Origin of the sequence: Citrobacter sp. Cs237, from assembly GCF_030332325.1 — a bacterium.
GTDB classification, from domain to species: Bacteria; Pseudomonadota; Gammaproteobacteria; order Enterobacterales; family Enterobacteriaceae; genus Citrobacter_A; species Citrobacter_A sedlakii.
The window spans coordinates 123824-147165 of the sequence record NZ_JAOWIB010000094.1; the positions used below are offsets into that span (position 1 = coordinate 123824).

The 23342-nt window shown below is 56.3% G+C and carries 16 protein-coding genes and 3 tRNA genes; 8 read left to right on the top strand and 11 right to left on the bottom strand.

What is annotated here, in order from left to right; translation table 11 throughout:
* Nucleotides 1–11 precede the first annotated feature (11 nt).
* Nucleotides 12–434, top strand: coding sequence for an L-fucose mutarotase (fucU, locus tag OGY07_RS07475; RefSeq protein ID WP_286599677.1), 423 nt, complete (start codon nucleotides 12–14; stop codon nucleotides 432–434).
* Between the two features lie 43 nt (nucleotides 435–477).
* Nucleotides 478–1188 (top strand): L-fucose operon activator, encoded by a 711-nt coding sequence (gene fucR / locus OGY07_RS07480; protein WP_060569369.1) that lies wholly within the window; start codon nucleotides 478–480, stop codon nucleotides 1186–1188.
* Nucleotides 1189–1217: 29 nt separating this feature from the next.
* On the opposite strand, the gene rlmM is transcribed toward fucR, so the two are convergent.
* The 4 genes from rlmM to OGY07_RS07500 all read right to left on the bottom strand — a co-directional run bounded on the left by rlmM (nucleotide 1218) and on the right by OGY07_RS07500 (nucleotide 4220).
* On the bottom strand, nucleotides 1218–2318 hold the full coding sequence (gene rlmM / locus OGY07_RS07485; protein ID WP_286599699.1) for a 23S rRNA (cytidine(2498)-2'-O)-methyltransferase RlmM: 1101 nt from the start codon (nucleotides 2316–2318) through the stop codon (nucleotides 1218–1220).
* Nucleotides 2311–2706: a DUF423 domain-containing protein gene (locus OGY07_RS07490; protein WP_042288868.1), complete on the bottom strand. Its 396-nt coding sequence runs from the start codon at nucleotides 2704–2706 to the stop codon at nucleotides 2311–2313. Before OGY07_RS07490 ends, rlmM begins: the two co-directional genes overlap by 8 nt.
* A gap of 18 nt (nucleotides 2707–2724) precedes the next feature.
* Nucleotides 2725–3642, bottom strand: coding sequence for a glycine cleavage system transcriptional regulator GcvA (gene gcvA, locus OGY07_RS07495; protein WP_042288871.1), 918 nt, complete (start codon nucleotides 3640–3642; stop codon nucleotides 2725–2727).
* A gap of 350 nt (nucleotides 3643–3992) precedes the next feature.
* On the bottom strand, nucleotides 3993–4220 hold the full coding sequence (locus OGY07_RS07500; RefSeq protein ID WP_012906999.1) for a YgdI/YgdR family lipoprotein: 228 nt from the start codon (nucleotides 4218–4220) through the stop codon (nucleotides 3993–3995).
* Nucleotides 4221–4411: 191 nt separating this feature from the next.
* Here OGY07_RS07500 and csdA point away from each other — a divergent pair, with 191 nt between their 5' ends.
* Both csdA and csdE read left to right on the top strand, forming a co-directional pair.
* A complete protein-coding gene (gene csdA, locus OGY07_RS07505; RefSeq protein WP_286599704.1) occupies nucleotides 4412–5620 on the top strand; it encodes a cysteine desulfurase CsdA in 1209 nt (402 codons plus the stop codon).
* Nucleotides 5617–6066 carry a cysteine desulfurase sulfur acceptor subunit CsdE gene (csdE, locus tag OGY07_RS07510; RefSeq protein WP_286599707.1) on the top strand — a complete coding sequence of 150 codons (450 nt, stop codon included), beginning with the start codon at nucleotides 5617–5619 and terminating at the stop codon, nucleotides 6064–6066. The genes csdA and csdE overlap by 4 nt, the downstream gene beginning before the upstream one ends.
* Before the next feature lie 63 nt (nucleotides 6067–6129).
* On the opposite strand, the gene tcdA is transcribed toward csdE, so the two are convergent.
* Both tcdA and mltA read right to left on the bottom strand, forming a co-directional pair.
* Nucleotides 6130–6936, bottom strand: a complete 807-nt coding sequence (gene tcdA / locus OGY07_RS07515; RefSeq protein ID WP_060569367.1) for a tRNA cyclic N6-threonylcarbamoyladenosine(37) synthase TcdA — start codon at nucleotides 6934–6936, stop codon at nucleotides 6130–6132.
* 77 nt (nucleotides 6937–7013) lie between these two features.
* Entirely contained in the window at nucleotides 7014–8111 is a 1098-nt protein-coding gene (gene mltA, locus OGY07_RS07520) for a murein transglycosylase A (RefSeq protein WP_181822599.1), read from the bottom strand.
* 207 nt (nucleotides 8112–8318) lie between these two features.
* On the opposite strand from mltA, the gene OGY07_RS07525 reads away from it, so the two are divergent.
* The 3 genes from OGY07_RS07525 to OGY07_RS07535 all read left to right on the top strand — a co-directional run bounded on the left by OGY07_RS07525 (nucleotide 8319) and on the right by OGY07_RS07535 (nucleotide 8634).
* Nucleotides 8319–8395: transfer RNA gene (locus OGY07_RS07525), tRNA-Met, on the top strand.
* A gap of 43 nt (nucleotides 8396–8438) precedes the next feature.
* Nucleotides 8439–8515, top strand: a tRNA-Met gene (locus tag OGY07_RS07530).
* A 42-nt stretch (nucleotides 8516–8557) separates the two neighbouring features.
* A tRNA-Met gene (locus tag OGY07_RS07535) sits at nucleotides 8558–8634 on the top strand.
* 110 nt (nucleotides 8635–8744) lie between these two features.
* On the opposite strand, the gene amiC is transcribed toward OGY07_RS07535, so the two are convergent.
* Nucleotides 8745–9998, bottom strand: coding sequence for an N-acetylmuramoyl-L-alanine amidase AmiC (gene amiC / locus OGY07_RS07540; RefSeq protein WP_042288884.1), 1254 nt, complete (start codon nucleotides 9996–9998; stop codon nucleotides 8745–8747).
* Between the two features lie 234 nt (nucleotides 9999–10232).
* Here amiC and argA point away from each other — a divergent pair, with 234 nt between their 5' ends.
* Nucleotides 10233–11564, top strand: a complete 1332-nt coding sequence (gene argA, locus OGY07_RS07545; RefSeq protein WP_042288887.1) for an amino-acid N-acetyltransferase — start codon at nucleotides 10233–10235, stop codon at nucleotides 11562–11564.
* A 40-nt stretch (nucleotides 11565–11604) separates the two neighbouring features.
* On the opposite strand, the gene recD is transcribed toward argA, so the two are convergent.
* The 4 genes from recD to recC all read right to left on the bottom strand — a co-directional run bounded on the left by recD (nucleotide 11605) and on the right by recC (nucleotide 23336).
* Nucleotides 11605–13431, bottom strand: coding sequence for an exodeoxyribonuclease V subunit alpha (gene recD / locus OGY07_RS07550; protein WP_200035441.1), 1827 nt, complete (start codon nucleotides 13429–13431; stop codon nucleotides 11605–11607).
* Nucleotides 13428–16973 (bottom strand): exodeoxyribonuclease V subunit beta, encoded by a 3546-nt coding sequence (gene recB / locus OGY07_RS07555; RefSeq protein ID WP_286599710.1) that lies wholly within the window; start codon nucleotides 16971–16973, stop codon nucleotides 13428–13430. Before recB ends, recD begins: the two co-directional genes overlap by 4 nt.
* On the bottom strand, nucleotides 16966–19854 hold the full coding sequence (gene ptrA / locus OGY07_RS07560; protein WP_286599712.1) for a pitrilysin: 2889 nt from the start codon (nucleotides 19852–19854) through the stop codon (nucleotides 16966–16968). The genes recB and ptrA overlap by 8 nt, the downstream gene beginning before the upstream one ends.
* A gap of 119 nt (nucleotides 19855–19973) precedes the next feature.
* Nucleotides 19974–23336 (bottom strand): exodeoxyribonuclease V subunit gamma, encoded by a 3363-nt coding sequence (gene recC / locus OGY07_RS07565; RefSeq protein ID WP_286599714.1) that lies wholly within the window; start codon nucleotides 23334–23336, stop codon nucleotides 19974–19976.
* Nucleotides 23337–23342 lie beyond the last annotated feature (6 nt).

The window sequence follows — 23342 nt, forward strand, 5'->3', positions numbered from 1 at the left end:
AGGAGTGGTTCATGCTTAAAACACTTTCTCCATTAATCTCGCCTGAACTGCTCAAGGTGCTGGCGGAAATGGGACATGGCGACGAGATCGTTTTCTCGGACGCGCACTTTCCGGCACACAGCATGGGGCCGCAGACAATCCGCGCCGATGGACTGCAGGTTAGCGAATTATTGCGGGCGATCATTCCGCTGTTCGAGCTGGACAGCTATGCGCCGCCGGTGGTGATGATGGCGGCGGTTGAGGGCGATACCCTCGACCCGGATGTTGAGACCCGTTATCGCGATGCCCTTTCGTTGCAAATGCCTTGCCCTGACATTGTGCGCATCGATCGCTTCGCTTTTTACGAACGCGCGAAAAAGGCTTTTGCGATCGTCATCACCGGCGAGCGCGCCAAATACGGGAATATTCTTTTAAAAAAAGGCGTAACGCCGTAATCTCACCCGCGGCAGAGTTTTCCGGACGGTGAGAGGGTCAGCGATGAAAGCGGTACGTCAGCAAGCGATAGTGCATCTGCTTAGTCAGCATCAAAGCCTGACCACTGACGCGCTGGCCGCGCTGCTTAATGTCAGTAAAGAGACCATCCGCCGCGATCTCAGCGCGTTACAAAGTCAGGGCAAAGTGTTGCGTAGCCACGGACGGGCAAAAAGCATTCGGCGGGAAAACGGAGATAACGGCGATCCGTTTTCTCTTCGTCTGAAAAGCCATTACGCCCACAAAGCAGACATTGCCAGAAAGGCGCTCGGCTGGATAGAAAACGGTATGGTCATTGCGCTGGATGCCAGTTCAACCTGCTGGTATCTGGCGCGGCAGCTACCGGATATCGACATTCAGGTGTTCACCAACAGTCAGCCAATCTGCCAGGCGCTAGGCAAGCGCGAGCACATTCAACTGATTTGTTCTGGCGGTACGCTTGAGCGTAAACACCGTTGTTATGTGAATCCCTCACTCATTTCTCAACTGAAAACGCTGGAAATTGATCTGTTTATCTTTTCCTGTGAAGGAATCGACCGCCACGGCGCGCTGTGGGATTCCAGCGCTTTTAACGCTGAATATAAATCCGTACTGCTGAGTCGCGCCGCGCAGTCGCTGCTGCTGATCGATAAAAGCAAATTCAACCGTTCGGGAGAGGCCCGGCTGGGTCATCTGGATGAGGTGACGTCTATTGTTTCAGACGTGTCGGCGAGATAGCGCCAAACGAGGCCTCTTCCGGCGTAGTTTTAGCGTTCGTCGCGACGCCCGCCTACCGCCGCCCACAGGCGACGCACGTGCACCGTGACTTCTTCGCGATCGTGATAGAGCTGACGCGCCTGGATCTGCGCGTTCACGCCATGTTCATCCAGTTGCGCCTGAATATACGCCAGGTTCTGGGAGACTTCTTCATAGCGTTTTTTCATCGGCAGCTTGAGGTTAAAAATGGTTTCACGACACCAGCCATTCACCAGCCACTGCGCCATCAGCGCCGCCACTTTCGCCGGTTTCTCCACCATATCGCATACCATCCATGAGATGTTGTTACGGTTCGGGCGATACTTAAAGCCATCTTCCCGCAGCCAGGTCACCTGTCCGGTATCCATCAGGCTTTGCGCCATCGGACCGTTATCGACCGAGTAAACCCACATGTTCCGCTTCACCAGCTGGTAAGTCCAGCCGCCGGGGCAGGCGCCTAAATCTACCGCATACATCCCGTTCGCCAGACGCTCATCCCACTCATCTTCCGGAATGAACACGTGCAGCGCTTCTTCCAGCTTGAGCGTCGAGCGGCTTGGGGCGTCGGCGGGAAACTTAAGGCGCGGAATGCCCATGTAGTACGGGGAGTTATTTGAGGCATACGAATAACCGGTATAACAGCATCCCGGCGCGATAAAGAAGACGTGGACCACCGGACGCTTCGGCGTTTCATAGTGCGTCAGAATGCCTGCGTCACGCAGCGCGGCGCGCAACGGCACCGTAAACTTGCGGCAGAACTTCATCAGTTCTTTGCTTTCATTGGTGTCCGCCACTTCAACCCGCAGATCGCCGCCCTTCTCGACCACGCCCTGCAGCATACCGACGATCGGCGTGATCCTGTCTTCCGGCGGCAAATGCTGCAGCAGCTCGCCCACCACAAACCACTGGCGGGTGAAGATCAGTGAACTGAACGGCAGCTCGCTGATAATTTTTTCCGCATCATCGGCCTGATAACATTCATAAATGACATATCCCGCGTTTTCTTTAACGCGCACAAAGCCAAACAATTCGCGACGTCCCGCTTTATCGGTAATTTCCGCAGCGCACTCTTTTTCAAAGCCCGGGCGACACAACAACACCACTTTATTCATGAACAACGCCCTTACGCTTCAAACGAACGGCGCCGATTAACATCAACACCCACCCTGCCAGGAAACTCACCCCGCCAACCGGGGTCACAAACGCCCACAGGCGCAAATGCGACAGCGCCAGGCAATATAAGCTGCCGCTAAACAACACAGTGCCTAACGCCAGAAAAACGCTACTCCAGTAGAACCAGATGCTGATGCGGCGCTGCATCGCGACCGCCAGACCGAAGATCGCCAGCGTATGAAACGCCTGGTATTGCAGACCGGTCTGGATCCAGCCCATCTCAACCACACCAAGGGTTTTGCTTAGCACGTGCGCCCCGAAAGCGCCCAGAGCAACATAGATAAAGCCACTGACAGCGGCAAAAATCAGCATAAAACGGCTGGTCATGGTAATACCCTAAGTAAGTTATTGTTCGTAGCGAAAGCGGAATTTCTCTTGTTCAGCCGCCGCTTTCGCCAGGATCCACTGACGGAAGGCGGCTATTTTACCCAGTTCTGCCTGACTGTCATGACAAACCAGATAAAATGCGTTTTTACTCACCAACACATCGTTAAACGGACAGACCAGACGTCCGGCCTCAATTTCCGATTGCGCCATCACGTTATTCGCCAGCGCAACGCCCTGACCGTGAATCGCCGCCTGCAGCACCATCGCGCTGTGGCTGAAGATCGGCCCCTGCTGGACGTTAATATGATTCAGGCCCAGCTGGCGCGTATAGGTTTGCCAGTCGCGGCGCGAGGCGTCATGCAATAGCGTGTGCTTCGCCAGATCCTCTGGCGACTTCAATGGCTTATCCCCCGTCAGCAGCAGCGGCGAACAGACGGGCAACAGATATTCTGCGTACAATTTTTCGACGCGCAAGCCCGGCCAGTTGCCGCGACCATAAAAAATCGCCACGTCGACATCGTCCGACAGCTTGTCTTCCTGACGGTCCACCGCCTGGATCCTGACGTCGATTCCCGGATAAGCTGAGTTAAAGCTAGAGAGTCGGGGAACCAGCCACTGGATCGCAAAACTGGGCAATAAACTGACCGTCAGCGCCCCTTTTGCGCTTCGCGCCTGAAGTTTACGCGTCGCTTCGGTTAATTGCGAAAAAATCTCTTTGATGTCGAGGAAGTAGCTTTGGCCTTCCTCGGTGAGAAGAAGAGAACGGTTGCGTCGCCGAAACAGTTTAAGGCCCAAAAAATCCTCAAGTGACTTGATTTGGTGGCTTACTGCGGCCTGCGTCACAAAAAGCTCTTCTGCTGCGCGAGTGAAGCTGAGATGCCGTGCGGCGGCATCAAAAACACGTAATGCGTTCAGAGGTGGAAGACGTTTAGACATGGCTATTAGACTTTGATGTTAAAACAATTTAACAATTAGATTACAAGCTGTAACCTATTAGTTTTTTTTATCTGAGCCATTATAATTTGTCCGTTGAGGAACTACCAGCAAATACCTATAGTGGCGGCACTTCCTGAGCCGGAACGAAAAGTTTTATCGGAATGCGTGTTCTGGTGGGCTTTTGGCTTACGGTTGTGATGTTGTGTTGTTGTGTTTGCAATTGGTCTGCGATTCAGACCACGGTAGCGAAGCTACCCTTTTTCACTTCCTGTACATTTACCCTGTCTGTCCATAGTGATTAATGTAGCACCGCCAAATTGCGGTGCTTTTTTTTACCTGTCCGCTACGGATTAGTCTTCCAGCGCGACCATCTCTTTCACGTCAGTACGGTTGATCTGCTGTTTGTTGCCGTTAGCGTCTTTGTAAGAAATCATCCCGGTATCGTTATCGGTCTGCGGTTTACCGTCAGACACGATGCTGCGACCATCGTTGGTGTGCATTACATAGTTCGGACCGGAACAGGCGCTCAGGGCAAAAGTCAGCATACATGCAGAAATAATTGCGGCAGTCTTTTTCATCTTCTTCTCCTTAAAGCTGTTTATGCTATTAAAAACGTACTCCGTAACAGGCAGAAACATTTGCCTAACACTATTCAGCATAAGACACTGGTCTGATTTCGCCAGGTTATCCAGAAGATTCCTGGTGACAGGCAAGCCTTGTCACGGCGGCAAAATTGCGCCACGATCGGCTGACTGAACTGAGGAATACCATGAACGCTTTCAATCCCGCGCAGTTTCGCGCGCAGTTTCCCGCACTGGTCGACGCCGGGGTTTATCTCGACAGCGCCGCCACGGCGCTGAAGCCACAGGCCGTTATTGACGCGACGCAGCAATTCTACAGCCTGAGCGCCGGAAATGTGCATCGCAGCCAGTTTGCCGAAGCTCAACGCCTTACCGCGCGCTACGAAGCCGCCCGGGAGCAGGTCGCACGGCTGCTGAACGCGCCGAATGACAAAACCATCGTCTGGACTCGCGGCACCACCGAGGCCATTAACATGGTGGCGCAAAGCTACGCTCGCCCCCGCCTTCAGCCTGGCGATGAAATCATCGTCAGCGCCGCCGAACATCACGCCAATCTCGTTCCCTGGCTGATGGTGGCGGAGCAAACCGGCGCGAAAGTGGTTAAATTGCCGCTCGATGCGCAATTTTTACCGGACGTTGAGCGCCTGGCGGAGAGAATAACGCCGCGTAGCCGCATCCTCGCGCTGGGACAAATGTCGAACGTTACCGGCGGCTGTCCGGACTTAGCCCGCGCCATTACCCTTGCCCATCGTGCAGGCATGGTGGTCATGGTGGATGGCGCGCAGGGCGTGGTCCATTTTCCCGCCGATGTACAACGGCTCGACATCGACTTCTACGCGTTTTCCGCGCATAAGCTGTACGGTCCGACGGGAATTGGCGTGCTCTACGGCAAACCAGAACTGCTGGCGGCCATGTCGCCGTGGCTTGGCGGCGGTAAGATGATCGACACCGTCAGCTTTGACGGCTTCACTACTCAGGCCGCGCCGTGGAAGCTGGAAGCTGGAACGCCTAACGTCGCAGGCGTCATCGGGATGAGCGCGGCGCTGGAATGGTTAGCCGATACCGATAATGCCCAGGCGGAAAACTGGAGCCGCGGGCTGGCGACGCTGGCGGAAGACGCGCTGGCGAAGCGTCCCGGTTTTCGCTCCTTCCGCTGTCAGGACGCCAGCCTGCTGGCCTTTGATTTTGCAGGCGTTCACCATAGCGATATGGTCACGCTGTTGGCGGAATACGGTATCGCCCTGCGCGCCGGACAGCACTGCGCCCAGCCGCTGCTGGCGGAAATGGGCGTAACGGGCACCCTGCGCGCCTCATTTGCGCCGTATAATACAAAGAGTGATGTGGATGCGCTGGTCAACGCCGTTGATCGGGCGCTTGAGCTATTGGTGGATGAATGACAAGCCCAATGTTTGCCGGACACCCGTTCGGCACAACCGTGAATGAAGAGACGCTGCGCAAGACCTTCCTGCCGCTCAACCAGTGGGAAGATAAATACCGCCAGTTGATATTACTGGGAAAACAGCTGCCGACGCTGCCCGACGATCTCAAAGCCCAGGCGAAGGAGATCGCGGGCTGCGAAAATCGCGTCTGGCTGGGTTACACCCGTGGAGAAAATGGCGCGCTGCACTTTTACGGCGATAGCGAGGGGCGGATTGTACGTGGACTGCTGGCGGTGTTGCTGACAGCTGTCGAAGGGAAAACCGCGGCGCAGCTGCTGGCGCAGTCACCGCTTGCGTTCTTCGATGAACTGGGGTTGCGCGCGCAACTGAGCGCGTCGCGCACTCAGGGGCTGAACGCGCTGAACGAGGCGATTATGGTCGCGGCCCAGGACGCCGGATCTTAACGAACCGTAGGCAAAATAAGCGCAGCTTCATCTCCCTGATTGCCGGTGCCATTTCGGATCCCACTAAGCCTGACGCGCCGCCTTCGCCATCATTTTCTTCAACGCATGAGAGACCGCGACAAAGCCAAACGTGGCGGTCACCATCGTCGCCGCGCCGAATCCCGATGCGCAGTCCATCCGTTTAGGTCCTTCCGCGGTCGCTTTCATCGCGCAGACGCTGCCGTCTGACTGAGGATAAACCAGCGCCTCAGTGGAGAATACGCAGTCAACGCCCAGCTTACCTTTGCTGTTTTTCACCACCCCAAAGTCGCTTTTCAGCCGCTCGCGCAGCTTTGCCGCCAGCGGGTCCTGAATCGTTTTCGCCAGATCCGTCACCTGGATCTGAGTGGGATCGATCTGTCCGCCCGCGCCGCCGGTGGTGACCAGCGGAATTTTGTTGCGACGACAGTACGCGATCAGCGCCGCTTTCGGTCGCACGCTGTCAATGGCGTCAATGACATAGCTGAAGCCTGCGCGCAGATATTCCGCGACATTATCCGGCGTGACAAAGTCATCGACCACGGTGACCCGGCATTCCGGATTGATCTGGCGAATACGTTCTGCCATGACGTCTGCTTTCGCCAGACCAACGTTATCGCGCAGGGCATGAATCTGCCGATTCGTATTGGTGACGCAGACGTCATCCATATCAATAAGGGTAATGGCGCCGATGCCCGTACGCGCCAGCGCCTCTGCCGCCCACGAACCAACACCGCCAATCCCGACCACGCAAATATGCGCATCGGCAAACAGTTGCAGCGCTTTTTCACCGTACAAACGCGCCGTGCCGCCGAAGCGCTGACGCCAGGCATCACTTATTACTACTGACATACCACCTCAGAATTAAAAAGGGCGAGGTTATCCCTCACCCTGTCTGATCCATAGAAACAGCGCTCAGAATACCATATTCAGCCGCTAAACACGTTACCAGCGCCAGGCGCGCTTTTCAGCACCCAGACGCGACCATAGTGGTTATACCAACCTGCGCGATGTCCGGCGTCCGGACCAATTCCCTGATAAATGTCGAAGTGCTGGCCTTTTATCGCACCTCCGACATCCAGCGCCACCATCAGACGCAGCTCATACTGACCGTTGAATTTGCCGTTGTTGTCGAGCAGCGGGACTTCAGCGAGCAATGTTGTCCCCGGCGGGATAATGCTGCGGTCAGAGGCAACGGAAGCCCGGCCAATCAGCGGCACCGCGCTTGCGCCTTTCACTGGCGCGAAAGACTGCGGCTTAAAGAAAACAAACGACGGGTTTTGTTCCAGCAGTTCGCGGACTTCCGCTTCGCTGTGTGTTTCCCCCCAGTGACGGATCGCCTGCATCGACATGTCTTCCCGCTTCACTTCGCCGCGATCGATCAGGACCTTACCGATACTGCGATAAGCATGCCCGTTTTTCCCTGCATAGCTGAAGAAATTAAGCGGGGAGCCGTCGCCAAAATCGATATAGCCACTGCCCTGCACATCCATAATGAAGTTATCCATCAAAGAATTGCTGTAGGCAAGAATGTAATTGTCGCTCAGCGCGCCAGCGTAAATCTCTGCGCGAGACGGCAAGCGTCCGCGTTTTGGCGGCATACGGTAAATGGGATACTGGAATTCGCCCTGACGCGTGTGGCGCGCCTGAACAACTGGCGTGTAATAACCGGTAAACTGGACGTTGCCGTAGTTATCGGCTCCTTCCATCTGCCAGGCGTCGATTCCAAACTGGCGCATGGTACGGGTATCGCCGCCGGAGCGTAGCCAGTCCTGAACGGCGTTATAGACGCTGCTCTGACTGCCGTACAGGCGCGGAGAGGCACTGCGGATCTGGCTCACCTGCTCGGCAAAATCACCGGCGTTGATGGGGGCGCCAACGGCGTCAGGCTGGTTCACCAGTGAGAAAGGCTGGGTAAACTTCCCGTCTTTATACTGCTGTCCGCGATCGGTCGGTTTAGAGGAACAGGCAGCAAGCATAGCAACCACCGCCCCCAAAAAAAGGTAACTTACCCAACGTCCTTTCATTGTTCTCATCTTTTCGCTGTCATTCATACGCAAAGAAGATAACAAACCCCGCCAGCTAATGAAACGAGCAGGGTTAGCCTGACGCAAATTCCGCGCAAAATTTAAACTGAAATGCCTTGTTTTTGTTCAATTCCGCCCTTAAACCGTGATCCAGGTGAAAAAAGGGTTGCATGAAAATGTTAGCAGAGTATAGTGCGCATCCACGGACGCGGGGTGGAGCAGCCTGGTAGCTCGTCGGGCTCATAACCCGAAGGTCGTCGGTTCAAATCCGGCCCCCGCAACCAATTAAAATTTGATAGCAGTGCTTTCTGCATAGCAGAAGACGGACGCGGGGTGGAGCAGCCTGGTAGCTCGTCGGGCTCATAACCCGAAGGTCGTCGGTTCAAATCCGGCCCCCGCAACCAATCAAATTTGACAGAAGTGCTTTCTGCACAGCAGAAGACGGACGCGGGGTGGAGCAGCCTGGTAGCTCGTCGGGCTCATAACCCGAAGGTCGTCGGTTCAAATCCGGCCCCCGCAACCAATACTAAACACCTTAACGGGTGTTTTTTTGTTTCTGCGGTCCGTGAAAGGTTATTCTGGTGACCAAACGCGGCCGGGCGGCGACACCTGCGCCTTCTCCGGCCTCTCTGTTTATCCTCTTCTCGCCAATGTTGCCCCGTCGGCAAAATAGGCTTTGATCCCGGCAAGAATCGACTCGGCCACTTCCTGCTGGAACTTTGCGGTTTTAAGCTTGCGTTCTTCTTCAATATTACTGATAAACGCCGTTTCGACGAGAATCGACGGAATATCCGGCGCTTTCAGCACCGCAAACCCGGCTTGTTCGACCTGATTTTTATGCAGATTGTTAATCTTGCCGAGCTTGTTCAACACCGCTTTACCAAATTTCAGGCTGTCAGCGATGGTCAGCGACTGCACCATATCGAACATCGTATGGTCGACGTAGCGGTCACCGCTTTTGCTCACGCCGCCAATTAAGTCCGAGGCGTTCTGCGTTTGCGCCAGATATTTCGCTGCCGTACTGGTCGCCCCTTTGGTGGAAAGCGCGAATACCGATGACCCGCTGGGCTGGCGGCTGGTAAAGGCGTCCGCGTGAATCGACACAAACAGGTCTGCGCGCTGTTTCTGGGCCTTCGCCACACGCACCTTCAGCGGAATGAAGATATCTTCGTTCCGCGTCATGTAGACCTTCATATTGCCTTCTCTTTCGATCAGCGCGCGTAAGCGCCGGGCGATTTGCAACACCACGTCTTTTTCACGCGTTTTGTATTTGCCGACCGCCCCGGAGTCTTCTCCGCCGTGTCCCGGATCAAGCATGATCACAATCGGGCGATCGCGCCCGGCTTTCCCCGGCTGCGGCCCGCTCTGCGCAGGCGGTACCTGTTTATCCAGATCGCCCTTATTGTAATCTTCCAGTAGCGCCAACAATGGATCCTGCATATCCTGCGCATTGACAGGATAAAGATCCATGACCAGACGCTCTTTAAACCCGGCAACCGGCGCCAGCGCGAACAGCTGCGGCTTCACGTTTTGCTTTAGTTCGAACACCATTCGGACGGTCTGCGGGTCGAATTGTCCTACCCGCGCCGACTTAATATAAGGATCATCAGGACGAATTTGCGCCCCCATGCCTTTCAGCACCGAGTTCAGATTTACCCCTTCTATATCCACCACCACGCGCTCAGGATTGCTCAGGGCAAACTGTTTGTACTTCAACTGTCGGTTCGACTCCACCGTCACACGGGTGTAACTCGACGCTGGCCAAATACGAACCGCAACGACCTGACTGGTGGCAGCCAGGCCGACCTGACTGACGCTCAATAGCCACATGGCGCCCGCCCCTTGTAGTAATCGACGGCGGCTGATGGGTGGATGTGATCCCGACATGCTTCTCCCGAGCAAAGTAAATCTTAACGGTGTTGAGTGAGTAAACGTCCAAATTGACCGGAAACTTTAGCGAATGACGCATAATCTGTCATCAATAAAAGGGTAAACATTCTTTTGGTATTCACGGTATTACTGAGAAAAAACTTTGCCCGGATTAAAATTTGCGCTTGCGCATGGCGAAGAAACAGAATAAAAATACAATAATTACGAATAATCATGCAGTGAGGGTAGGCCGTGGTGAAGGAACGTAGAACCGAACTGGTACAGGGATTCCGCCATTCTGTTCCCTATATCAATACCCATCGGGGAAAAACGTTTGTGATTATGCTTGGTGGCGAAGCCATTGAGCATGAAAACTTTTCCAGTATTGTCAATGACATTGGCCTTCTCCATAGCCTTGGCATTCGCCTGGTGGTGGTGTATGGCGCGCGTCCGCAAATCGACGCCAACCTGGCCGTGCATCATCATGAGCCGATGTATCACAAAAATACGCGTGTCACCGACGCCAAAACACTGGAACTGGTTAAACAGGCAGCGGGCACCTTGCAGCTGGATATCACTGCGCGCTTATCAATGAGCCTGAACAATACGCCGCTTCAGGGCGCGCACATTAACGTGGTCAGCGGGAATTTCATTATCGCGCAGCCGCTGGGCGTCGACGATGGGGTCGACTATTGCCACAGCGGACGCATTCGCCGTATTGACGAAGAGGCGATCCACCGGCAGTTAGACAGCGGCGCGATCGTACTGATGGGCCCGGTCGCGGTCTCGGTGACTGGCGAAAGTTTCAACCTGACGTCGGAAGAAATCGCCACCCAACTGGCGATCAAGCTGAAAGCAGAAAAGATGATTGGCTTCTGTTCGTCTCAGGGCGTGACCAATGAGGACGGCGATATCGTCTCTGAACTGTTCCCCAACGAAGCGCAGGCCAGGGTTGAGGCGCAGGAAGAAAAAGGCGATTACAACTCCGGCACCGTGCGTTTTCTGCGTGGGGCGGTGAAAGCCTGTCGCAGCGGCGTGCGCCGCTGTCATCTGATTAGCTATCAGGAAGATGGCGCGCTGTTGCAGGAGCTGTTCTCCCGTGACGGCATCGGGACCCAGATCGTAATGGAAAGCGCCGAACAAATTCGTCGCGCGACCATAAACGATATCGGCGGCATTCTGGAACTGATTCGCCCACTGGAGCAGCAGGGGATCCTGGTGCGCCGCTCACGCGAACAACTGGAGATGGAGATCGACAAATTCACCATTATTCAGCGCGATAACATGACCATCGCCTGCGCCGCCCTGTACCCCTTCCCGGAAGAAAAAATCGGCGAGATGGCCTGCGTGGCGGTGCATCCGGACTACCGTAGCTCCTCGCGGGGAGAAGTTCTGCTGGAACGCATTGCCGCCCAGGCAAAGCAAATTGGCCTGAGCAAGCTGTTCGTACTCACCACCCGCAGCATTCACTGGTTCCAGGAGCGCGGCTTTACGCCGGTGGACATTGATTTGTTGCCGGAAAGCAAAAAAGAGATGTACAACTACCAGCGGCGTTCAAAAGTGCTGATGGCGGATTTAGGATAAGCGGGGGCCGGAACGCGCAACCGCTTCTCCGGCCAGACAGTTAGCCTTCTCCATTGAACAACGCGGACAAACCGCTTCGGCGTTCAGTGCGGGTGGCCACCGCGCTGCTCAGAATGCGCTCATCGGCATACAGCGACAGCCGCTGGCGCGCGCGGGTTACAGCAGTGTACACCAGTTCGCGGGTCACTACCGGCGAGCGCTGGGTGGGCAACACCAGCGCCGCATGGTCGAACTCCGATCCCTGCGATTTATGCACCGTCATTGCCCACGTTGTTTCATGCTCCGGCAGGCGGCTGGGCTGTATGTCTTTGATGCTGCCGTCCGGCATCGCGAACCAAACCCGTAAGCCGTCCCCGCGCTCAAGCGCAATGCCAATATCGCCGTTAAACAGCCCCAGCGCGCTGTCGTTGCGGGCAATCATAACTGGCCGCCCTTCATACCAACGGGAATGCGGCAGACGGCGAATTTTCCGTTTCTGCTGCATAGCCTGCTCAAGACGTTCATTCAGTCCGCTGACGCCAAACGGCCCTTCACGGAGCGCGCAGAGCAACTGGAATTCATTGAAAGCCTCAATGATTACGTCTGGTTCCGCACGCTGTGAAAGCAGTTGCAGATAGCGTCCGTAGCCGCGCAGCGCGTCATCAAGCATAGCGCTGTAGTCTTCCCCGCTCTGCAATATCCGTTTCTCAATATCTGCAAAATCCTGCTGAAAGACGGTGTTTATCGCCGCCTTATCGCCCCGGTTGATCGCCGCCGCCAGTTGGCCAATGCCGGAATGGCTGCCAAAGCGATAGCTTTTTTGCAACAGACACAGGCTGTCCCGCAGGGAAGCGGCTTCAGTACCGGTACCTGCCGGGACGGGCATACCGGTCAGGCGGGTCAACTGTTGCGCCCGCTCCGGCGTATAACCCGCGTTCACATACGCGCAGATATCACCGAGCACCGCCCCTGCTTCTACCGACGCCAGCTGGTCGCGATCGCCGAGGAAAATCACCCGCCCATGCGGCGGCAACGCGTCAATCAGGCGCGACATCATCGGCAGGTCAATCATGGACGCTTCATCAACCACCAGCACGTCCAGATGCAACGGGTTACCCGCGTGATGGCGCAAGCGCTGACTGCCCGGTTGGGCGCCCAACAGCCGGTGCAGCGTGCTGGCCTCTTCAGGAATGCGTTTTTTCTGTTCGTCTGTCAGCGGAAGCTGGCGCAGGGCCTTGCCTAATGATTCGGTCAGCCGCGCTGCCGCTTTGCCCGTCGGCGCCGCCAACCGGATGCGGCACCGCTCGCCGTCCGCCAGTTGAATTAACGCCGCCAGCAGTCGCGCCACGGTTGTGGTTTTTCCCGTCCCCGGCCCGCCGGAAATCACCGAAATCCGTCGGGTCAGCGCGACCGCCGCCGCCACTTTTTGCCAGTTAATGTCATCAGCGTCCGGAAATAGCGCTTCCAGCGTTTGCGACAGCAGGGCTTCATCTACCGCAATGGGCTGATTTACTTCGCTAAAGAACCGCGCTACCGTCCGTTCGTTACACCACATGCGATTCAGATACAAACGATCGCCGTAGAGAATCATCGGCGAGGGACGCTCGCCGCGGCTGACCGCGCTGGAGGCCAGCAGACATTCACGCCAGTCTGCTGGCTCGCCGATCTCACTCAGGCAGGCGGCCAGCACCGGTGGCAGATCATCCTTCTGCGTCAGGCGCGCAAGCGGTAAACAGACATGTCCCTCTCCGGCGTCCCGACTCAACAACGCCGCCGCCAGCGTCACGGCAGGCTCATTCTCGCCAGTTACCGCCAGCGCAAACTGCGCGTCCAGCGGGCGAAGCTGTTTTTGTTCCACAGCGTCGAGCAGTCGCTCCTGTAACGTCATCGCGTCTCCTCCTCTGTCACACCCGCAAACATCTCATCCATACGGGTAATCAGCTCGCTGTCAGGGCGGGTAGTGAAAATCCCCTGCTGCGGCTGTTCGCTGTCCACTCCGCGTAAAAACAGATAAATCACGCCGCCAACGTGGCGCGTATAGTCATAATCCGCAATGCGATGTCGCAGGTAGCGATGCAGCGCCAGGGTATAAAGCTGATACTGTAAATCGTAGCGGTGTGCCTGCATTGCCGCCGCCATCGCTTCCGGCGTGTAGGCCTGGCTATTGTCGCCCAGCCAGTTTGACTTATAGTCCAGCAGGTAATAGCGGCCTTGATGACGAAACACCAGGTCGATAAAGCCTTTCAGCATCCCACGAACCTGCGTGAAATCCAGCGGCGGACAGCCCGCCGAGAGCGGATCATATTGACGAATAAGCGCATCAAGTTCCGCAGCGACCAGCGGCTTGCCGATCGGCAGATAAAACTCCATCTCGACCTGTTTTTCACGCGCCGAAAGCTGGTTCAGGCTGACGCCCGTTTCATTGAGGGGCGTGCGTAAAATCGCCGCGATCCACTGGGTAAGCGTCGGTTCCCAGTGCGCCTCATAGCCGCCCAATTCAAGCTTTTCCCGTACCCAGACGGGATCAACCGGCTGGGTAAAGTCGAGATCTTCAAACAGGCTGTGCAGGAACGTGCCCGGCGACGCGCCGCGCGGAAACTGGTGCGGCGTCAGTTCAGGGGCGTCCACCACCTCGCCGACGCCTGCGGCATCGATATCCAGTCGCGGCATAAGATCCTGAGCGATGCCGTGTCCGCGCTGCTGCAGGCCGGAATAACTGGTCACACGCCAGCTATCGCCGGGGGTACGCAGTACATGACGAACGCTCAGCGCCGCCTCGCTTTCCGCGAAGGCTGGCAGTGACTCAGGACGGATCACGTCCGGGGTCCGGCAATGAATATGCTCATCGCACAGCGCTTCAATCGCGGCGCGAAGCCCGGCGGCGTCTTTCGGCTCGCCTTTTTGCAGCAGACGGCCAAGCGCGCTCAGATGCACATCGGTATCGCCCTTTTTGTCGCCCCGGCGGCGCACCAGAGGCGCAACGCCCAGGCTACAGTGCCAGACGGAACGGGTCAGCGCCACGTATAGCAACCGCAGATCTTCCGCCAGCCGCTCGGCTTCGGCCAGCGCAATGCTCTCTTCCGCATGGCTGAGATCCAGTACCGCTTCAAAGGACTGACGGTCATGGTAAAACGCCTGATCCTGAACGCGAAAGTGGGTGATAAACGGCAGCCACACCAGCGGGTATTCCAGCCCTTTCGATTTATGAATGGTGACGATTTGCACCAGATGCTTATCGCTTTCCAGACGCATCTGCTGGCTGGCGGCATTGTTGTCCGGCTCAAGAATATGTTGAGAAAGCCAGCGTACCAGCGCATGTTCGCTCTCCAGCTGCGACGCCGCCTCCTGCAATAGCTCGCTGATGTGCAGAATATCGGTCAGGCGACGTTCGCCCCCCGCCGTTGCCAGCAGGTTTTCCGCGATATGACGCGCCGACATCAGCGCACGCAGCATCGGCATGACGCCGCGCTTCTGCCAGATCTGACGATAGCCGACAAACTCTTCCACCACCCGATCCCAGGCGCTTTCGCTTTGATTAAGCGTTTCGATATCACGGGCGTTCAGTCCCATCATCGAAGTAGCTAACGCGCTACGTAAGGTATTTTCCCGCTCAGGGTTCATGACCGCCTGCAGCACCCAGAGCATTTCCTGGGCTTCCAGCGTGTCGAACACGCTGTCGCGGTTAGATAGATAGACAGAAGGAATGGCAAGCAGGGTCAGGGCATCGCGCACCAGCGCGGCTTCCTGGCGGCTTCTGACCAGTACGCTGATATCGGACGCGCTCACCGCTTGCGCGCGCTCACCACGGATGAGCAGAGCGTCGCCACGCTGCCCGGCTTCCAGCCAGTCGCGGATTTGCGCAGCGCAGACCTGCGCCATGTAGCTCTGGTAATCCCCCACGCCGCAGCCTTCCCCGTCCATCAGCCACATTGTCATCGCGGGCTGTGCTTCGCCACGAAACTCAAAGCGCAGCGACTGGTTTTTTTCGGCAGACTTAACTGGCTGGAACGGAATCTCACGAAACATAAAGGCATCGTCCATCTGGCCGAACAGTCGGTTAACACTGTTGACCATTCCTGGCGCGGAACGCCAGTTGGTATCGAGCGTATAGTGCGCGTTCACTTCGCTACGCGCTTTCATATACGTGAAAATGTCCGCGCCGCGAAATGCATATATCGCCTGCTTCGGGTCGCCGATCAGTAACAGCGCCGTCTCCGGCTGCCGCTGCCAGATACGGCGGAAAATTCGGTATTGCTGGGGATCGGTGTCCTGGAATTCGTCGATCATCGCGACCGGAAAACGGGTACGAATGGCGGCCGCCAGCGCATCGCCGCTCTCACTGCGCAGCGCGGCGTCCAGCCTGCTGAGCATGTCGTCAAACCCGAGTTCGCCGCGGCGGCGCTTTTCGCGGGCAACCGTTTCACGAATTTCCGCCAGCGCGCGCGTGATCACCAAATCCCGGATGGTCAGAGGCTCCGCCAGCAGTTCATCAATGGCGACAAACAGCGGATGTTCCGGCACGACGCCGCCCGCTTTGGTCCGTTCCTGCAAAAAACGCTGCGAAAATTTTTCCAGCGCGTCCGGAAGCTGGTAACTCAGGGTCTCTTCCTGCGCCCAGGCGCTGATCTTTTCGATCCATTTTCCCTGATTACCACGATTAAATTTGCGCCGGTCAATGCCAGAGGATTCCAGCAGCCCCTCCAGTTGATCGACTGATTCACACCACTTTTGCTTGAGCGCGTTGATCCGTCCGACGATGGCGTCATGACGGGAGGCCAGCGTTTCGTCATCGGGCGGCGGCGCTTTAATGACCGGCGCTTCCCCCTGCAAATAGCGATTGATATCGGCGAGCAGCGACTTGGGACCTTTCCAGGTCTCAAATACCACCTGAGCGATTTCACGCGGTAAGGGGTAGCAGTGGCGACGCCAGAAATCCGCGCACGCCTGATAGCGCAGCAGGGATTCGTCCTCAATCAATTGCTGTTCAAACAGCATGCCGGACTCAAAGGCATTCAGGCTCAGCATGCGCTGACAAAAACCATGGATAGTAAACACCGCCGCCTCGTCCATCTGCCGCTCAGCCAGTAGCAGCCACTGGGCCGCCTGTTCGGTATCGGCGATCTCATCCAGCAGGCTGGCATAAAGCGGGTTATCGGTGGACTTGCGCAGGCAGGCGATACGCAGCTCATGAATATTGCTGCGAATACGGCCGCGGAGTTCTTCGGTGGCGGCCTCGGTGAAGGTCACCACCAGGAGTTCTTCCACGGTGAGCGGACGAGGAAAGGCGGCTGTACCGCCGAGTCCAAGCAACAGGCGCAAATAAAGCGCTGCGATGGTAAAGGTTTTGCCGGTCCCCGCCGAGGCTTCAATCAGGCGCTCGCCCGTAAGGGGCAAGCGCAGGGGATCAAGGGACTCGGCAACATCATTCATTCTTATCACTCATCAGGGGCAAAGTTTGCTGCAACGCGCTGACGTTATCCCACACTTTCCAGCCTTCCGGGCGGGCGTAACCCGCCTTCCCGCTCTGACCACCGGAAATTTGCGACAGTATCGCCATGCCTTGCGGCGCGACCACCGCCTGATGGAAGAAATCCGCGAGCTTCTGTGGCGTCAGCAGTTTTATCTGGGCGACGATTTTATCACGCGAATCGAAACGCATATTGCCGCGATCGAAATCTTTGCTGATTTTCGATGCTTCTTCACCCAGCGTCTGCGGGGCCTGCACCATTTGCGCAATGATCGCCTGCTGGATCTGCACAAACTCTTCCGGCTTCATTGCCCGTAGTTTTGCTTCCGCCGTTGGGAAAAACGCTTTATAACGCTCCCACAAATACTTAGGTTGTTTGTCGCTGCTTTGCAGGAGGAAGCCCATCCCCCATTGACGCCCTACGCTCATCGGGAAAGCGAATACCGCGTAACCCAGTTGTTCTTCAGTACGAAGCTGATGGTAAAACCACGGCTGCACAATCTGACCCAGCATCGCACTGTAGGCCGAGCTGGCATACTCGTCGTAGCCCGTGGGCACAAAAACCGCCGCCAGTGCGGAGTCTGTACTGCTGCCCGCTTTTTCAAAAATCACGGACTGCTTTTTATCGACCACCACATCTTTATTACGACACCACTCTGAGCCGTTCGCGCCCAGCTGTTTCTGGATATCGCGCGCCATTGACGTCACCTGCGCCTCGCTCATGTTGCCGATGGCCAGGAACTCAGGACGCGCGCCGGTTTTTAACGCCTCACGATACTCCATCACCTCTTTCAGCGTGATTGACGGCAGCAGCGCGCGACGCTCATCGCGGGTGAAATAAGGCACCTGCGAGATCATCTGCACCGGCATGATGGCTTGCTCGTAAGCTTTACCTTTCTCAGCGGAATCCATCATCTGGCTGTACCAGGATTTCGCCTGTTCCAGCTGTTCTTCCGTCGCGCTATAGGTGAAATACCCTTCAAGCAGCGCCTTGAAAAGCTGCGGCAAGCGCTGCGTATAACCGTCGGCATTCAGCATCAGACCATTATTCGCGTTCGTGGAAAAGCCGATCCCGCCGACGGAGGCCTGGTTGCTTAACTGATCGAGCGCGATCCCCGCCAGATAATCATTCAGGGCAAACATCACCTGATTTCTGGCGCTGTCCATCGCTTTAGGGTTGCGCAAAATGACGCTGACGTCCGCCCTGGGTTCGCTGGCAAAGTGCTGGCTTGGCGCGTAAACCACTCGCAGCGCCGGCTCATCGACAATCAGCGCCGGGCGGGTGTATGACTTTTGCGGTTTAGTCAGGGTGAAATCGTCAGGAATATAGGGGTTAAGCTCCGGCAGCGACAGGGTAATGCCCTGCGCTTTTTTCTGCCATGCGGCAAACGTCTGCTCGCTGATTTTATCAACCTGATACGGCGCATCGACAAAGTAAGCGGTTTTATTGTGCGGCTCTTTCGGGCTGATGTACCAGATACGCGCATTTTGCGGCGTCATCATGCCAAGACGCGCATTTATCGCTTTGGCGTCGTAACGATCGGCAATGTTTACGGCGTCGAGAGTATGCGCCACCGGTACGCGGATCATGGTATCCGCCAGCCACTCGACGTAGTCCATATCGCGGGTAATTGACGGATAACGGAAGTCGAGGTCAAGTACATGCGCCAGTTCGTCAAAGTAGCGCTTATCAATTCCCTTTTCACGCAGCTGGTTGAGGTAACTGAAAATAGCGGCGACAACCTCTTCGCGTTGGGCCAGCCCTTTGTCGGTCAACGTAGCCGAAATTGCCAGCACGCCGCTGTTGCCATTCACTACCGGATCGGAGTCCGCGCGAATACCTTCCACCAGTCCCTGCTTTTGTAGCCAGTCAGAAAGCGTGCCTGGCGTACGATTACCGATCAAATATGCGATCAGTTCGTCCGTTTTGCTGCGAAACTGCGCGCTGTTATTGTCGATGCGAAACTCGACGCGCAGCACTTTTCGCGGCAGCGCGGGAACGTAGTGGATGATAATCCCTTTTTGCGCGTCGGTGACCACCGGGACGGTGATAGCCGGTTTTTCGATGTTTTTATTCGGCACCCGACCATAGGTTTCAGCAGCCATCTTCGCCAGCTCCGGCAGCGGCTTATTGCTGTATATCACCGCTTTCATGAGGTTGGCGGAGTAATATTTTTTATGGAAGTCGACCAGCGCCTGTTGCACCGGGTTTCCGGGTTTATCGCTCAGGGTTTCCAGGTTTCCACCGGAAAAGCGTGAGCCCGGGTGCGCAGGGTTGATGGTTTCTGCGCTGACCTGCGCCATTCGCATCCCGTCACGGGTACGCGCCATCGTCAACTCTGCGTTCACCGCGTTGCGTTCACGATCCGCATATTTTTTATCCAGAAGCGGTTGTGCGACGGCGTCTGACAATCGATCAACGGCTCCGGCCAGAGCGTCGTTTTCGACTTCCAGATAAAAAGCGGTGCGATACGGCGCGGTGCTGGCGTTATGGCTGCCGCCGTGCAGTTTGAGATATTCAGCAAGGCTGTCGGCCTGAGGGTATTTTTTCGATCCCATCAGACACATATGCTCAAGATAGTGCGCCAGCCCCTGATGCGCCTCCGGATCTTCAAGCGAACCAACGGGTACCACCAGCGCAGAGAGGGATTTTACCGCCTGCGGATCGGATACCAGCAAAACCACCATGTCATTATCCAGACGCACGGCCTGATACTGACGGGTATCTTTGTCGCTTTTCCGGATAGTTTCCGCTATGGGTTGCCAACCGGTGTCTGCCTGACTTAAGGGCGCCCAAAAGGCGACGAACAACAGTAACGCTTTGAACCAGGTGCTGCGGGGCATTCAAAAACCTCATCATTAACTTTCTTTCTGCGCAAAGACACGCCGTTTGCGACTCCGGGCAGGGCAACGCATCTTAAAGGAAGCCTTTAAATTGCGCAATTTTTATACAATCATGACGACTAATTAAATCTGAAAAGCGGAAGCAGGTAACGTTGCGACTGCGCGAGTATCATCTCAAGCGTGTCTGGCTCCAGCTGCCGCCACAGGCGCTGATACCAGATATCATCGCCTTCGCCACGCACGACCATATTCCCTTCGTAAGCCTGCAAAAACTTCGTGCGGGCCTTCTGGCGCGTGTCGTCGTCCTCTAACATGGCATCATTTGCCGCGTCGTAACAGGCTTTTATCCACGCGCCGCCGCTTTCCGGCAGAACCAGAAGCGGCGCGGACATCCCTTCGCGATAGCCTTCAATCAGTTGCGCAAGGTAGCCTAATGCCTGCTCTTTTTCCAACGGCGGGAAGCGCCATTCGCCGTCTTTTCGCAAAAACAGCCGACTTTCGCCTTTTCCCCCGCAGGCACAATAGACAAGGTGTTCGAGCCAAAGTTGCACGCCCTGCGAAACGCTGATTAGGGAAGGCCGCCAGCGTAACAGGCCGTCCTCCTGCACCTGCGGCAGCCAGCCGGTCAACTGGACGCCGTGACAGTCGAGATCGATTTCCAGACTCTGACTCGGCTGGCGACAGGCAATAATTTTGTCGGCCAGCGTCTGCATTTCCTGATGCTGAGCTTCCCAGAGAATTTCGCCAAACGCCCCGTAAGGCAGATCGCCCGCCGCGCGGAAACGACGGAACAGGCTTTCCGCATCGCCCTGCTCGACCAGCGCGTTCAGCAACTGCTGGTTGAGCTGATAACGGCTTAAACCTTCCAGAGTAAAAGGCTCCGTGTCCGGAATATCACTCTCCTCAGCGCGAAAATTAACCCGCAATCGCATCTGGAAAAACGCCCGTACCGGATGCGCCCAGAAACGCTGAAGCGTGTCGAGATTCAACGTATCCGGCATCGCAAATTCCAGCGGCTGGACAAAATCGCTATGGGCCTTTCCGCTACGGCTGGCCGCTGGCAACCACTCGCTGGCGTAGCTCTGCAACTCGCCAGGCTGGAAGTTCTGCGCGTCAAACGGCATTCGCGTATGCAGACAGGCAATATGTGCTTTCACCCGCGCCTCGCTTTCATCGCAGGTCAGCGCCTCGTCGCCCGGCAAATAATGGCTTTGCCCGATATAGTCGAGCAGTTCCTGCACCAGTACCGAAGGAAAGCGTTCACTGTTATCCTGAATGGAGCGCCCGATGTAGCTGATATACAACGTCTGTTGGGCAGAAATTAATGCTTCCAGGAATAAGTAGCGGTCATCATCCCGACGACTGCGATCGCCACGCATTGGCTTCTGGCTCATCAGGTCGAAACCAAGCGGGGGCAGCTGGCGTGGGTAAATGCCGTCGTTCATTCCCAGCAAACAAACCACTTTGAACGGGATGGACCGCATCGGCATCAGGGTACAGATATTCACCGGGCCGGCCAGGAATCGCTGACTGATTCGCTCCTGATCCAGTCGCTGCGCCAGTTCATCACGCAGTAGCGAAAGCGGTACCGCATCGCCATATTCCGCGCCTATTCCTTCGGCAATAATCGTCTGCCACTGCTGCTCTATCAGCGTCATGGCGGCTTCCGTTTCACTGTCCGGTTGGAAAAAATCGTTGAGCATGTCCCGGCAAACGGGTAACCACTCCTCCAGAGGCCGCTCCTGCGCCAGTCCACGTCGCCAGATGTTGAGCTGCATCAGCAGAGACGCAAGATGCCCAACCAGTTCCGCAATCAGCCCGCTGGATTCGTCATACGGCAGGACGGACTGCCATTCGCCCTGCGCGCTTTCCATCGCGTAGCCGAGCAGCATTCGCGTCAGGCCAAATCGCCAGGTGTGCTGCCCCGTCGCCGGAAGCGCCAGCTCCCGTACGTTATCGTCATCAATCCCCCAACGGATGCCGGATTCGTTAACCCACAACCGCAGATAGCGCAGCCCTTCTTCACTGATATTAAAACGCGCCGCCAGCACCGGCACATCCAGTAACGCCAGCACATCTTCAGAAACAAAGCGGCTGTCAGGCAGTGACAGCAGACTGATAAACGCCTGCAAAACCGGGTGAGACTGGCGGGCGCGGCGATCCGAAATGGCATAGGGCAGATAACGCTCAGGCGGCGCGCTGCCAAATACCGCCTGAATAAACGGGCTATAGCTGTCGATATCCGCCACCATTACGATAATATCGCGCGGGGTCAGCGAGGGATCGGCCTCAAGCATTGCCAGCAGGCGATCGTGAAGCACTTCCACTTCTCGCTGCGGACTATGACACACGTGAAAAGTAACGCTGGTATCGTTCGGGTCAAGCCGACGCTTACTGTCGCTGCGCGAATATTCTTCCAGATTCACGCCCGCTACCGCGCGGTTCTCCAGCTCAAGGATATCGGCCTGAATAGCGTGCAGCAGGTTATCCGGCGTGACGTCGACGAACGCATCCAGCTCCTGGCTGTTTTCCAGTTCGGAGAGCAGGTAAATGTAGTCTCGTCCCAGCTTCCCCCATGACGCCAACATTGGATTGCCGACGTCCTGTTCTCCGTCGCGGTTAAATAAGCTTTCGGCTTTCGCATTATCACGAAACAACGGTAAATGGCGCTCTTCGAAGCTGTGCCGCCGTTGACGCGCCAGCAGCTTTGCCAGCCAGGCCGGATCTTTAATATCACCCCAGTAATAACGGCAGGGATTGGTAAAAAGCAAATGAATGTCGATATGTTTACCGAGGGCCTGCAGCGCCTGCAAATAGACGGGCGGTAGCGCGGAAATTCCGCAGATAAACACCCGAGAGGGCAGTCCGGGCGGACAGGAACTGGCGCTGTTAAGAGTCTGAATGAAACGCTGGTAAAGGTTAGCGCGGTGCCAGCGCGGTTGTCCTAACTCCGCGGTGTATTCCACCAGCGCCTTCCACAGCGGCGCCTGCCAACGTTGAGCCTCGCCCAACCCCTCAATCCTGCGCCCTGTTTCCCACTGCGTCAGCCAGTCAGGACGGTAAACCAGATACTGGTCGAACAGATCCGCCGCGCGCGAAGAAAGCTGGAACAGTTTGCGTTTGTCACTGTCGTCCGTCAGATAGTGGCGCAGCAACGCGAAGTCGTCTTGCTCCAGAAGCTGTGGCAACAGCGTCATAAGTTTCCAGCTCATGCTCTGTTTGCTAAATGCGCTCTCTTTAGGAATTTCCGGCAACACGCGAACAAACATGTCCCAGATAAAACTCGCCGGCAGGGGAAACTCGATATTGGCGGCGATGCCAAACTTCTGCGAAAGGGTCATTTGTAACCACTGCGCCATACCGGTGCTTTGCACCAAAATCATTTCTGGCTCGAACGGATCGTCCAGCCGCTCGCGCTCGACGATAAACTCCATCAACGCTTCCAGCACATCCAGACGGTTTGAGTGGTAGACCCTTAACATAGAGAC